This is a genomic window from Bacillus sp. EB106-08-02-XG196, assembly GCF_013396335.1.
Lineage (GTDB): Bacteria > Bacillota > Bacilli > Bacillales > Cytobacillaceae > Neobacillus.
In genome coordinates this window covers 61,973-74,676 of sequence record NZ_JABWSY010000019.1, presented here as the reverse complement: position 1 = coordinate 74,676, position 12,704 = coordinate 61,973, and the positions used below count along the sequence as shown (strand labels likewise).

The following is a 12,704-nucleotide window of genomic DNA, read 5'->3' as shown; positions in this document are numbered from 1 at the left end:
TGAAGTAATGTTAAGGAGGTGCCAAAGAATGAACAGCAATGAAATATATGTAAGTCTTGACATCGGTACATCCAGTGTAAAAGTAATCATCGGTGAAATTGTCAATGACTCTATCAATATAATTGGTGTAGGAAATGTAAAGTCAGAAGGGCTGCGTAAAGGATCTATCATTGACATTAATGATACCGTTCATTCTATTAAACGTGCTATTGAAGAAGCAGAAAGAATGATTGGGATGGAAATACGACAAGTAATTGTAGGTATTTCTGGCAATCAGGTTGCTCTTGAACCATGTCGTGGGATTGTAGGGGTTTCTAGTCAAAATCGTGAAATTACCAATGATGATGTTAGACGTGTTATAGAAGAAGCTCAAGTTGTTTCTATTCCTCAGGATAGAGAGATTATCGGAGTAATACGAAAACAATTTATCCTTGATGGTAAGGATGAAATTAATAATCCATGCGGCATGATTGGTGTTCGTTTGGAAGTAGAAGGAACACTTGTCACTGGATCAAATGCTATTATTACAAATACACTGCGATGTGTAGAACGTGCTGGATTAGAAATCACAGACATTATTTTACAGCCGCTAGCAGCTGGTGATTATGCATTGTCAAAGGATGAGAAGAATTTAGGTGTTGCATTAATTGATTTAGGCGGTGGGTCTACAACTATCGCTTATTTTGAACAAGGATACTTGGCTGCAACTAGTGTTATTCCCGTTGGAGGAGATTTAATTACAAATGACCTTTCAAAGGTATTACATACTTCTACCGAGGATGCTGAAAAAATCAAAGTAAAATATGGACATGCTTTTTACGATGACGCCTCAGAAGATGAATTCTTTAGTGTTCCTATTATTGGAAGTGATCAACATCAGCAATTTAATCAATTATATGTTTCTGAAATCATAGAAGCTAGAATGGAAGAAATTTTTGAATTGATTGCTCATGAATTGAAACGATTAGGAATAAATGATTTACCTGGAGGATTCGTTTTTACAGGCGGTACTGCAAATATGCAAGGTGTATTAGAACTTGCTCAATCTATATTCCAAAGCCCAGTTCGCAAAGCCGTTCCCAATTATATAGGAGTAAGAGAACCTCAATACACAACTGCGGTTGGTTTAATCAAATATGCATACAAGAATGCTAGATTACCAGGTGGGACCTTCGTCGCTTCGGCACCTGTTTCTGAACCAATCGAGAAGAAAGTTCAAAAACAACAACAACAAACAAAAGCAAAGCCAGAAAAACATCCGGAAGATAAGATGTCATCAAAAGTAAAAAAATTCCTTGGTCTCTTTTTCGAATAAGCATACACGAAAAGGAATATCGACGAATTAGGAGGATTTGTCATGTTAGAGTTTGATACAAATTTAGATTCTCTTGCTACTATAAAAGTTATTGGGGTTGGCGGCGGAGGAAACAATGCAGTAAACCGAATGATTGAACATGGTGTTCAAGGAGTAGAATTTATCGCAGTTAATACAGATGCACAAGCTTTAAACCTTTCAAAAGCAGAAGTAAAAATGCAAATTGGCTCAAAATTAACCAGAGGACTTGGTGCTGGTGCCAATCCTGAAGTTGGAAAGAAAGCTGCAGAAGAAAGTAAAGAGCAATTAGAAGATGCTCTGCGTGGTGCTGATATGGTGTTTGTTACTGCTGGTATGGGTGGCGGAACAGGTACAGGTGCGGCACCTGTGATAGCTCAAATTGCCCGTGATTTAGGTGCTTTAACTGTCGGTGTTGTAACTCGTCCGTTTACGTTTGAAGGGAAAAAGCGGTCTAACCAGGCTGCAGGTGGAATTGGCGCGATGAAAGAGGCAGTGGATACTTTGATTGTAATCCCGAATGACCGCCTTCTTGAAATTGTAGATAAAAGTACTCCAATGCTTGAAGCGTTCCGTGAAGCGGACAATGTACTCCGTCAAGGGGTTCAGGGTATTTCAGATTTAATCGCAGTTCCGGGTCTTATTAACTTGGACTTTGCAGATGTGAAAACCATTATGTCAAACAAAGGATCTGCATTAATGGGAATTGGTATGGCAACCGGTGAAAATCGTGCAACGGAAGCGGCGAAGAAAGCAATTAGTTCTCCTTTGTTAGAAACGTCGATTGATGGTGCACAAGGAGTTCTGATGAATATTACCGGCGGCAGCAACTTAAGCTTGTATGAAGTTCAAGAAGCAGCTGATATTGTAGCGACAGCATCTGATCAGGAAGTAAATATGATTTTTGGATCAGTCATTAATGAAAATCATAAGGATGAAATCATTGTTACAGTTATTGCAACAGGATTTAATGAAGAGGTTATCCAGCCAAAGACAGCTCGTCCAGCATTTGGTCAAGCAAAACCGCAGCTGGGTACAGTTAAGAGAGAGCAAAAACGTGAAGAGGCTCCACAAGAACCTGTTCGTCATAACAATGCTCCCCAAGAAGAAACATTAGATATACCAACATTCTTACGTAACAGAAATCGTAGAAGATAATTTGACAAAAGGCATGGTCCAAAAGGATCATGCCTTTTTTGGTTCTAATGAAATTAGACAAAATACGTTGTTTATAGTGGAAATTTCTGTTTTTTTGATTACAGAAAGTGACACACTTTAGCCCATAAAGTAGGTTATACTTTTCCCTAAACAGAATAATAGAAATGATGTTAATACACCCTGTATAATCCATAAAGCTACTAAATGCTTTTGACATTAAAAGGGGGAAACTGGTTGTCTGTATATTTAGATGTTATTTGGGCTCTTAATCTGTTATTTGATAGCCTTCTCCTGTACCTAACAGCCATTTTTTTAAAAAGACAAATTCGGATATGGAGGTTATTAGCAGGTGGTTTTATTGGTTCATTAATCATATTATTTTCGTTTACACCATTACACACCTATTCCAGCCATCCCATATCAAAGCTTCTATTTTCGGTTGTAATGGTTTTAGTTGTATTCGGTTATAAACGATTATCTTTTTTCATAAAGGCGTTAATGACTCTTTATGTAACTACCTTTCTTATAGGAGGAGCATTAATCGGAGCACATTATTTTGTTCAATTTGATGCAGAGATGTCAACAAAAGTTGTGATTGCTAATGTTACGGGGTTTGGTGATCCAATTAGCTGGCTTTTTGTTTTGTTAGGTTTTCCAATTGCCTGGCATTTTTCAAAAAGGAATATTGAGGGTATGGAAATGACCAAAATTCAATTTGATCAGATTGTGAATGTCACTCTAAGAATTAATGCTGAATCTTATACTTTTAAAGGTCTCGTCGACAGTGGAAATCAGCTTTATGATCCATTAACCAAACTTCCTGTTATGTTTGTTTCTATTAAGAATATCATAGAAAATGTCGCCGAACCGGTAAAAAAAATGGCAGTCGATCCTGAATCTCTGATTCTCGGAAATGTGGAATTTCCGGATGAATGGCAAAATAGGCTGAGGATTGTACCTTGTCGGGTGGTAGGACAAGAGCATCAACTCATCGCTGCTGTTAAGCCTGACTCAATATTGATTGAATCTAAGGGTGAAAATTATTTATGTGAAAAAGGTCTTGTATCGTTTACAATTCAGCAATTATCTGCCGATGATGCCTTTCAATGCATTGTCCATCCTAAAATGCTCACAGGGCCAAAACAGCATGATGATTCGGCGAAAGTAAGTTAATAATACTATACTCGTAAAAACAGATTTTAGAAGGAGGAACTTGTGTGAAAAAATGGAGACTTCGCTTATCCTACTACTGGTATAAGATACTAATCAAATTAGGAATTAAAAGTGATGAAGTTTATTATATTGGCGGCAGCGAAGCCTTACCGCCTCCTTTAAGTAAGGACGAAGAAGAGCTGCTTTTAAATAAGCTTCCAGGCGGTGATAAGGCCGCTAGATCGATATTAATAGAACGTAACCTTAGGCTTGTTGTGTATATCGCTAGAAAATTTGAAAATACGGGAATTAATATTGAGGACTTAATTAGTATTGGTACCATTGGCTTAATTAAAGCAGTCAACACGTTTAATCCTGAGAAAAAAATTAAGTTGGCTACATATGCTTCCAGATGTATTGAAAATGAAATTCTCATGTACTTGCGAAGAAATAATAAAATTAGATCAGAAGTTTCATTTGATGAACCGTTAAATATTGATTGGGACGGTAATGAGTTATTATTATCAGATGTTTTGGGAACAGATGATGATATCATTACGAAGGATTTAGAAGCGAATGTAGATAGAAAATTATTAACCAAAGCTCTGCATCAACTAAGTGATAGGGAAAAGCAAATCATGGAGCTTCGCTTCGGACTTACCAATGGAGAAGAAAAAACGCAAAAGGATGTAGCCGATATGCTAGGTATTTCTCAATCGTATATATCCCGTCTGGAAAAAAGAATAATTAAAAGATTAAGAAAAGAATTTAATAAAATGGTTTGAGATTACAAAAAAAGAATTTTTTTCTAGCCGAAAGACCATTGAAACCAAAGTAATAATCGTATTTTTCGACAATACCTTGGCAATTCCTAAGAATGTACAAGTGCATATTTTTCCTCCTCAAGGAAATACTGTTTTTTGTACAGCAACTCCTATGAGGAGGGAAAAGGGATTGACTCGAAATAAAGTTGAAATTTGTGGCGTAGATACATCAAAACTTCCTGTATTAAAAAATGAAGAAATGAGATTACTCTTCAGGCAAATGCAAGAGGGCGATATTACAGCACGAGAAAAACTCGTCAACGGAAATTTACGACTCGTTCTAAGTGTCATTCAGCGGTTTAACAACCGAGGCGAGTTTGTTGATGACCTGTTTCAGGTTGGCTGTATTGGGCTTATGAAATCGATTGATAACTTTGATTTAGGTCAAAACGTAAAGTTTTCCACTTATGCCGTACCAATGATTATTGGCGAAATACGCAGGTACCTGCGCGATAACAATCCTATTCGCGTTTCAAGGTCCTTAAGAGATATCGCTTATAAGGCGCTACAAGTAAGGGAACGTTTAATGAGTGAAACTTCACGGGAACCAACTGCTGAGGAGATTGCTAAAGTATTAGAAGTCCCTCACGAAGAAATAGTCTTTGCGCTAGACGCTATTCAGGACCCTGTATCCTTGTTCGAACCAATTTATAACGATGGCGGCGACCCAATTTTTGTGTTGGACCAATTAAGCGATGAACGAAATAAAGATATTCACTGGATTGAAGAAATTGCCTTAAAAGAAGGCATGCGGCGCCTAAATGAGCGTGAAAAGTTAATTTTAAGAAAGCGATTCTTCCAGGGAAAAACGCAAATGGAAGTAGCTGATGAAATTGGGATCTCACAAGCGCAGGTTTCACGTTTGGAAAAAGCTGCCATCAAGCAAATGAATAAAAATATTCAAAGTTAAAGCTGTCCAAGAGGAAACTATATTCGGGAACGTTCAAAGGGTGAAACGCTGCATTATGTGGCGGTTCACCCTTTTTATTTTGTGCTTGCAGTTTCCTCCTTTTGGACAGCTTTATTTTTTCTTTGATTTGCAGATAAATTGACCAATCTAATCATATATTTTCATTAGGATAAAAATGGCGGGAGTGAGAGATATGGTCAAAATTTCTGAATTTCAAATTAAAGATGTAGTGAATGTGTCTGATGGGAAAAAACTTGGAAATATTGGTGATATTGAAATTAATCTTTCCACAGGTAAAATAGAAGCGGTTATCGTTACCGGTAATGGTAAAGTCCTAGGCTTTTTTGGAAGGGAGGAAGATATTGTTATTCCATGGAAAAATATTATTAAAATAGGTCAAGATGTAATTTTGGTTAGATTCAAGGCTATTGAAGAACGGAATACAGAAGAAATGGAAGTATAGATATCAATATCATCTTACGGTGACCAATTAATCGATTCATGGTAAACTAGAAAAAAACAAATGAGGTTGAGTATGGAACCCTTTGCATATGATCATCAATCATTTCTTTCAATTAAAAATTGGATGGAGCAGTATCCGAGGCTTGTTGCTGGAATAACAACCAAAAAAGGCGGCAGCAGTACTGGAGTGTTTGAATATCTTAATATGGGCTTTCATGTTGGAGACCAGAGAGAAGCTGTCTGTCATAATCGGAACAAGGTGGCTGAGTTTATTCAATTTCCTGTGGAGCATTGGGTTGGGGCAGAACAGACCCATGAAACCCTTATTAGAAAAATTACAAGTACTGACCGTGGATTTGGGGCAGATACCTATGAAACTGCCTTTAAGGGGACGGATGGTTTTTATACGAATGAAGAGGGAATTTTATTAACTCTTTGCTATGCCGATTGTGTCCCTCTTTTTTTTATTTCTCCTGAACACAGGATGATTGGTTCTGCACATGCTGGCTGGAAAGGAACTGTTAATGAAATTGCACGGAAAATGGTAGAGCAATGGGGAGAGGAAGGAATACTTCCTAATCAAATTTTTGTCACAATAGGTCCATCTATTTGTGAAAAATGTTATATTGTTAATGATTATGTTATTAACTTTGTAGAAAATACTCTAGTAGATGTTGAAGAAAAACCCTATAATTTAATTAATGATGGACAGTATACTTTAGATTTACGAAAATTGAATAAAATAATTCTTCTTAAAGCCGGAGTCCCAGCAGATCATATTCAAATTACTAAACTATGCTCTAGTTGTGACCAATTTGAATTTTTCTCTCATCGCCGTGACCAAGGTAAAACAGGAAGGATGCTAAGTTATATAGGCTGGAAGGAGACCACAGAATGAAGGTTGCAGAAAATCTCATACATATTAGACAGCAAATAAGTGATGCATGCCAAAGGGTAAATCGGGCTCCTGATGAAGTGAAACTGATTGCCGTAACCAAATATGTCAGCATAGAAAGAGCCAAGGAAGCTATGGAAGCTGGTATAATAAATCTAGGTGAAAATCGGGATGATGGGCTGTTAACAAAGTGGGAAGTATTAGGGGACAAGCCCCTATGGCATTTTATCGGGACACTACAGACCCGCAAAGTTAAGTATATTATTGATAAAGTAGAATATATACACTCTTTGGACCGAATTTCATTAGCAGAGGAAATTAATAAACGAGCGGTAAAAAAAGTGAAATGCCTGGTTCAAGTGAATGTTTCTCAAGAACATTCAAAGCATGGTCTTGCTCCCGAGGAGGTCATTGACTTTATTAAAAGTCTTCAGCCATACGAGAATATTTGTATTGAAGGTTTAATGACTATGGCCCCATTTACAGATGATGAAGCGCAGCTTCGTACCTGTTTTCAAAGGTTAAAAGAGCTTCGTGATCAAGTGAAAAATTTGCATCTTGAATTCGCACCATGTACTGAGCTTTCTATGGGGATGTCTAATGACTTTGGAATTGCCATTGAAGAGGGCGCAACGATGATTAGAATAGGAACGGCACTTGTCGGTGAGGCTGGTGAGGAGGATAAAAGATGACGATAAAATCTAAGTTAAAAACATTTTTCTTTTTAGATGATGATTTTGATGATAATAATCAGGATGAATATGAGAAGGTTGAACCAATAAAGCCCCAAAAACAGCCTTCGAAGCCTCAAAACGTTGTAAGTCTGCAGAGTGTACAAAAGGGTGCAAAAGTAATTTTAGTTGAACCTAGAGTGTATGCCGAAGCTCAGGACATAACGGATCATTTGAAAAACCGCCGTGCTGTTGTCGTAAATCTTCAGCGCATCGGTCATGAAGAAGGAAGACAAATTGTCGATTTTTTAAGTGGAGCAGTCTATGCATTAAGCGGGGACATTCAAAAAATCGGCTCTAGTATATTTTTATGTACGCCTGATAATGTTGAGATTTCTGGCAATATATCTGAACTAGTGAAGGAACAAGAATATCATGATACGAGGTGGTAGTAGGAATGGATATGATTTTTAACATTTTGATCCAAATCATTGGAATATATAAATGGATGCTTATCATTTATATCCTTTTATCATGGTTTCCAAATATGAGAGACTCACAAATTGGGACAATTCTTGGTAAGTTATGTGAACCATTTCTGGAACCGTTTAGAAGAATCATTCCACCAATAGGTATGATGGACTTATCACCTTTAGCCGCATTTCTTATCTTATCTTTCGCCCCTCAAGGCTTAATAGTTTTGCAAAACTTAATTTCTTAATTTTCCAGCCTAAACGGGCTAAGGAGTTAAATATGAATATTTACCAGCATTTTCGTCCTGAGGAACGGGAATTTATTGATCAAGTATTACACTGGAAGGACTTTGTTGATTCCAGCTATACATCTAAACTCACTGATTTTCTTGATCCTAGAGAGCAGCATATTTTAAAAACCATAATAGGTGAGAATGGAAGTATTAAATATCAACTTTTTGGGGGGAATACTGACGGTGAAAGAAAAAGGGCATTAATATTGCCTGATTATTTAGTACCGACAGAAAGTGAATTTCAAATTAATCTTTTTGAGATCGACTATCCTATTAAATTTGTTTCTATAGAACATCCCCAAGTTCTTGGCTCACTTATGTCATTAGGATTAAAACGAGGAAAGTTTGGCGACATTCTCATGAAAGACGGACAAGTTCAATTTTTCTCTGCTGCTGAAATCAGTGACTATATTAAAAGCAATTTAGAATCAATTGGCAGAGCATCAATACGTTTAAGAGAGTTAAAACTTGAAGAATCCATAACCGTTGATAATTTATGGATGGAACAGGACATCACGATTTCCTCCTTACGACTCGATACAATTATTTCTGGTGTTCATCATATATCGAGGCAAAAATCTCAAGCTTTCATTGAACAAGGCTTGGTGAAGGTGAACTGGACGTCTATTGAAAATCATTCCTTTGAATGTCGAGAGGGTGACTTGTTGTCTGTTAGAGGCTATGGGAGAGTAAAGATTTTGTCAATTGAAGGAAGAACAAAAAAAGATAAATGGCGAATTGTTGTCGGAAAGCAAAAATAATTTTTTGCTTTTAGCAGGATTATCGAAAACTTTGTCGAATTTATGCTTATACACTAAATACATACAGAAGAAAGATTCTTGGAGGTGGCATCATGCCGTTAACGCCGTTAGATATTCACAATAAAGAATTTAATAAAGGTTTTCGTGGTTACGATGAGGACGAGGTAAATGAATTTTTAGACCAAGTTATAAAGGATTATGAATTAGTCCTTCGTGAAAAGAAAGAAATGGAAGAACGTTTAAATGAGATGAAGGACCGTTTAGGTCATTTTGTAAATATTGAAGAAACATTAAACAAGTCTATTGTTATTGCACAAGAGGCTGGTGAAGATGTAAAACGAAATGCACAAAAGGAAGCCAAGCTCATCATTAAGGAAGCAGAAAAGAATGCTGACCGTATTGTTAATGAGTCACTTTCAAAGGCGAGAAAAATTGCTCTTGAAATCGAGGACTTGAAAAAGCAGTCAAAAGTATTCCGTACTCGTTTTAAAATGTTGATAGAAGCTCAGCTGGATATGATAAATACAGATGACTGGGATCATTTATTAGAGTATGAGGTGGATGCAACAGAACTTAAAATCCATCAAGAGGAAGATTCCTTAGCTTGACGAATTGGTATTATTTCGCATATAATTTTCTAATAAGTTAATAAAGAATGGAAATGACAATGAGAGGGACAGTACATTTTTTCATAAACTTTTGATAGCGAGCCGGGGATGGTGGAAGCCTGGAAAAAGTGAGGAATTGGAAGATCACCCTTGAGTCCCAGGCTGAAACTCTTTTTAAGGATGGTAAGCTATGGCGGGTTATTCACGTTACGAATCTTAAAGAGGATAGTACTTTTTCGTGCTATCTATCAGGGTGGTACCGCGGGAATAAAACCTTCTCGTCCCTTTTATGGGATGAGAGGGTTTTTTTATTTGTCTATTGGCTATTCTGTTTATGACGAGTGTTACAGGAGGAATAAGAAAATGGAATATAAAGATACGTTACTAATGCCAAAAACTGAATTTCCAATGCGTGGAAATCTTCCACAAAGAGAACCTGAAATCCAGGCAAAGTGGGAAGAAATGAATATTTATAAAAAAGTTCAAGAACGGACTGCTGGACGTCCGATGTTTGTGCTCCACGATGGACCTCCATATGCAAATGGTGATATTCATATGGGTCATGCTCTTAACAAAGTTTTAAAAGATTTTATTGTTCGCTATAAATCGATGAGCGGCTTCAATGCACCATATGTTCCAGGCTGGGATACTCATGGATTGCCAATTGAACAGGCGTTAACAAATAAGGGAGTAAAGCGTAAAGAGATGACGGTAGCTGAATTCCGCCAGCTTTGTACAAAATATGCGCTTGAACAAGTAAGCAATCAGCGTGAACAATTTAAACGCGTCGGGGTTCGTGGTGATTGGGAAAACCCATATATTACGCTTAAGCCTGAATATGAGGCACAGCAAATTAAGGTCTTTGGAGAAATGGCAAAGAAGGGCTATATTTATAAAGGCCTTAAGCCTGTATATTGGTCCCCGTCAAGTGAATCAGCTCTTGCCGAGGCAGAAATCGAATATCAGGATAAAAAGTCACCTTCTATTTATGTAGGCTTTAAAGTAAAAGACGGAAAAGGTGTCCTTGATACGGATGTTCAAATTGTCATTTGGACGACTACACCTTGGACTATTCCTGCAAACTTAGGAATCTCCGTACATCCAGATTTAACTTATGTAGTAGTTGCAGCGAATGGAAACAAATTCTTAATAGCTGAAGCACTTCTAGAAGCAGTAACGAATGAAATAGGCTGGGAAAATGCTGAGGTTATTCAAAAGGTAAAAGGTAATGAGTTAGAGAATATCCTTGCAGCGCACCCACTATACGACCGTGACTCATTAGTAATGCTAGGAGATCATGTTACAACTGATGCTGGAACAGGCTGTGTTCATACAGCACCAGGACACGGGGAGGATGACTTCCATGTCGGTCAAAAGTATGGACTTGAAGTACTTTGCCCTGTAGATGATAAAGGTGTAATGACAAGTGAAGCACCAGGGTTTGAAGGATTATTTTACGATAGTGCAAATAAGCCAATCTCTCAAGCATTAGAAGAAGCAGGTGCGCTTTTAAAGCTTTCACTTATTACTCACTCCTATCCACATGATTGGAGAACTAAAAAACCTGTTATTTTCAGAGCAACTGCACAATGGTTCGCTTCCATCAAAGATTTCCGAAATGATCTTCTTGAAGCAGTTAAAGAAACAAAATGGGTACCTGCATGGGGAGAAACACGACTATTTAATATGGTCCGTGACCGTGGCGATTGGTGTATCTCACGCCAACGTGTTTGGGGAGTTCCAATCCCAGTGTTTTATGCTGAAAATGGTGAGGAAATCATTACAGATGAAACCATTGATCATGTTTCTGGTTTGTTCCGGAAATATGGTTCAAATATCTGGTTTGAGCGTGAAGCGAAGGAACTATTGCCAGAAGGCTTTACTCATTCAGGAAGTCCTAATGGATTGTTTACAAAAGAAACAGATATCATGGATGTTTGGTTTGATTCCGGCTCATCTCATCAAGCGGTTCTCTTAGAAAGAGACGACTTGGTTCGCCCGGCTGATTTATATTTAGAAGGTTCGGATCAATATCGAGGCTGGTTTAACTCTTCCTTATCGACTGCAGTGGCAGTAACAGGCAAAGCTCCATACAAAGGTGTTTTAAGTCATGGATTTGCTTTAGATGGAGAAGGCAGAAAGATGAGTAAATCATTAGGGAATGTCATGGTACCTGAAAAGGTAATGAAGCAACTAGGAGCAGATATTCTCCGCCTTTGGGTTGCATCAGTTGATTACCAGGCCGATGTTCGTGTGTCTGATGCTATTTTGAAGCAGGTTGCAGAGGTATATAGAAAAATTCGTAATACTTTCCGTTTCTTGCTTGGTAACTTATCCGACTTTAATCCTGCAACAGATAGGGTTTCATACGAAAATCTTCGTGAAGTTGATCAATTTATGCTCGTAAAATTAAATAAGTTGATTAAAAATGTTCGAAATGCTTATGAAAATTATGAGTTTGCCGGAATTTATCATGCAATTAACAATTTCTGCACCCTAGACTTAAGTGCATTTTACCTTGATTTTGCTAAGGATGTTTTATATATTGAGGCAGTTAACAATCCTGAACGCCGTGCGATCCAAAGTGTTCTTTACGACTCCTTATTTGCATTAACAAAATTAGTTTCACCAATTCTTTCTCATACTGCTGACGAAGTATGGAAATTCATTCCTGCAGTTACAGAAGAAAGCGTGCAGTTAACGGATATGCCAGAATATCAGGAACTAAAAAATGCAGCTGCATTAGAAGAAAAATGGACTTCATTTATGAAGCTCCGTGATGATGTTTTAAAAGCCCTTGAAGAAGCTAGAAATCAAAAGGTTATTGGTAAATCATTAACGGCAAAGGTTTCCTTATATGTGACTGAAGATACGAAAAACCTATTGGACTCTATTAACGAGAATGTGCACCAATTATTTATCATCTCTGGATTTGAAGTTGCAGGAAGCTATGAACAAGCACCTGAAAATGCTATTAAATTAGATACTGCTGCCATCGTTGTAACGAAAGCAGAAGGTGAAACCTGTGAACGCTGTTGGGTTGTGACACCTGAGGTTGGAAAAGATTCAGAGCACCCACAACTTTGCGAGCGTTGTGCAGATGTAGTTAAAGAAAACTATACACACTTAGCTTAAAATGAATGCCCCATGATCATTTCATGGGG

At 37.5% G+C, this 12,704-nt stretch carries 13 protein-coding genes and 1 other annotated feature; all 13 genes read left to right on the top strand.

The features are described from left to right. Window positions 1-28: 28 nt before the first annotated feature. The 13 genes from ftsA to ileS all read left to right on the top strand — a co-directional run bounded on the left by ftsA (window position 29) and on the right by ileS (window position 12,675). The gene (gene ftsA / locus MLOOGBEN_RS24590; protein WP_179160920.1) at window positions 29-1,315 is read left to right on the top strand and encodes a cell division protein FtsA; all 1,287 of its coding nucleotides are present in this window, start codon (window positions 29-31) and stop codon (window positions 1,313-1,315) included. Window positions 1,316-1,357: 42 nt separating this feature from the next. Further along, window positions 1,358-2,491, top strand: a complete 1,134-nt coding sequence (gene ftsZ / locus MLOOGBEN_RS24585; RefSeq protein ID WP_179160919.1) for a cell division protein FtsZ — start codon at window positions 1,358-1,360, stop codon at window positions 2,489-2,491. Window positions 2,492-2,725: 234 nt separating this feature from the next. Beyond that, window positions 2,726-3,664: a sigma-E processing peptidase SpoIIGA gene (gene spoIIGA, locus MLOOGBEN_RS24580; protein ID WP_179160918.1), complete on the top strand. Its 939-nt coding sequence runs from the start codon at window positions 2,726-2,728 to the stop codon at window positions 3,662-3,664. A gap of 44 nt (window positions 3,665-3,708) precedes the next feature. Next, window positions 3,709-4,428, top strand: coding sequence for an RNA polymerase sporulation sigma factor SigE (gene sigE, locus MLOOGBEN_RS24575; RefSeq protein ID WP_063251599.1), 720 nt, complete (start codon window positions 3,709-3,711; stop codon window positions 4,426-4,428). Window positions 4,429-4,597: 169 nt separating this feature from the next. Next, complete coding sequence (sigG, locus tag MLOOGBEN_RS24570; protein WP_179160917.1) at window positions 4,598-5,377, top strand: RNA polymerase sporulation sigma factor SigG; 780 nt, start codon at window positions 4,598-4,600, stop codon at window positions 5,375-5,377. Between the two features lie 193 nt (window positions 5,378-5,570). Next, window positions 5,571-5,840: a YlmC/YmxH family sporulation protein gene (locus MLOOGBEN_RS24565; protein ID WP_179160916.1), complete on the top strand. Its 270-nt coding sequence runs from the start codon at window positions 5,571-5,573 to the stop codon at window positions 5,838-5,840. A gap of 72 nt (window positions 5,841-5,912) precedes the next feature. Next, the gene (gene pgeF / locus MLOOGBEN_RS24560) at window positions 5,913-6,737 is read left to right on the top strand and encodes a peptidoglycan editing factor PgeF (RefSeq protein WP_179160915.1); all 825 of its coding nucleotides are present in this window, start codon (window positions 5,913-5,915) and stop codon (window positions 6,735-6,737) included. Beyond that, window positions 6,734-7,426, top strand: coding sequence for a YggS family pyridoxal phosphate-dependent enzyme (locus MLOOGBEN_RS24555; protein ID WP_179160914.1), 693 nt, complete (start codon window positions 6,734-6,736; stop codon window positions 7,424-7,426). Before pgeF ends, MLOOGBEN_RS24555 begins: the two co-directional genes overlap by 4 nt. Then, window positions 7,423-7,857 carry a cell division protein SepF gene (locus MLOOGBEN_RS24550; protein ID WP_179160913.1) on the top strand — a complete coding sequence of 145 codons (435 nt, stop codon included), beginning with the start codon at window positions 7,423-7,425 and terminating at the stop codon, window positions 7,855-7,857. The genes MLOOGBEN_RS24555 and MLOOGBEN_RS24550 overlap by 4 nt, the downstream gene beginning before the upstream one ends. 5 nt (window positions 7,858-7,862) lie before the next feature. Continuing rightward, entirely contained in the window at window positions 7,863-8,126 is a 264-nt protein-coding gene (locus MLOOGBEN_RS24545; protein ID WP_179160912.1) for a YggT family protein, read from the top strand. 32 nt (window positions 8,127-8,158) lie between these two features. Further along, window positions 8,159-8,932, top strand: a complete 774-nt coding sequence (locus MLOOGBEN_RS24540) for a YlmH family RNA-binding protein (RefSeq protein ID WP_179160911.1) — start codon at window positions 8,159-8,161, stop codon at window positions 8,930-8,932. A gap of 92 nt (window positions 8,933-9,024) precedes the next feature. Next, on the top strand, window positions 9,025-9,540 hold the full coding sequence (locus tag MLOOGBEN_RS24535; protein WP_179160910.1) for a DivIVA domain-containing protein: 516 nt from the start codon (window positions 9,025-9,027) through the stop codon (window positions 9,538-9,540). A gap of 50 nt (window positions 9,541-9,590) precedes the next feature. Next, window positions 9,591-9,829: a binding site (T-box leader), on the top strand. Between the two features lie 74 nt (window positions 9,830-9,903). Further along, window positions 9,904-12,675, top strand: a complete 2,772-nt coding sequence (gene ileS / locus MLOOGBEN_RS24530) for an isoleucine--tRNA ligase (protein ID WP_179160909.1) — start codon at window positions 9,904-9,906, stop codon at window positions 12,673-12,675. The last annotated feature ends 29 nt before the right edge of the window (window positions 12,676-12,704 follow it).

Coding starts and splice junctions, on each gene's coding strand:
- ftsA (WP_179160920.1), top strand. CDS start 29: ATGAACAGCAATGAAATATATGTAAGTCTTGACATCGGTACATCCAGT.
- MLOOGBEN_RS24565 (WP_179160916.1), top strand. CDS start 5,571: ATGGTCAAAATTTCTGAATTTCAAATTAAAGATGTAGTGAATGTGTCT.
- MLOOGBEN_RS24545 (WP_179160912.1), top strand. CDS start 7,863: ATGGATATGATTTTTAACATTTTGATCCAAATCATTGGAATATATAAA.
- pgeF (WP_179160915.1), top strand. CDS start 5,913: ATGGAACCCTTTGCATATGATCATCAATCATTTCTTTCAATTAAAAAT.
- MLOOGBEN_RS24535 (WP_179160910.1), top strand. CDS start 9,025: ATGCCGTTAACGCCGTTAGATATTCACAATAAAGAATTTAATAAAGGT.
- ftsZ (WP_179160919.1), top strand. CDS start 1,358: ATGTTAGAGTTTGATACAAATTTAGATTCTCTTGCTACTATAAAAGTT.
- MLOOGBEN_RS24540 (WP_179160911.1), top strand. CDS start 8,159: ATGAATATTTACCAGCATTTTCGTCCTGAGGAACGGGAATTTATTGAT.
- MLOOGBEN_RS24550 (WP_179160913.1), top strand. CDS start 7,423: ATGACGATAAAATCTAAGTTAAAAACATTTTTCTTTTTAGATGATGAT.
- ileS (WP_179160909.1), top strand. CDS start 9,904: ATGGAATATAAAGATACGTTACTAATGCCAAAAACTGAATTTCCAATG.
- MLOOGBEN_RS24555 (WP_179160914.1), top strand. CDS start 6,734: ATGAAGGTTGCAGAAAATCTCATACATATTAGACAGCAAATAAGTGAT.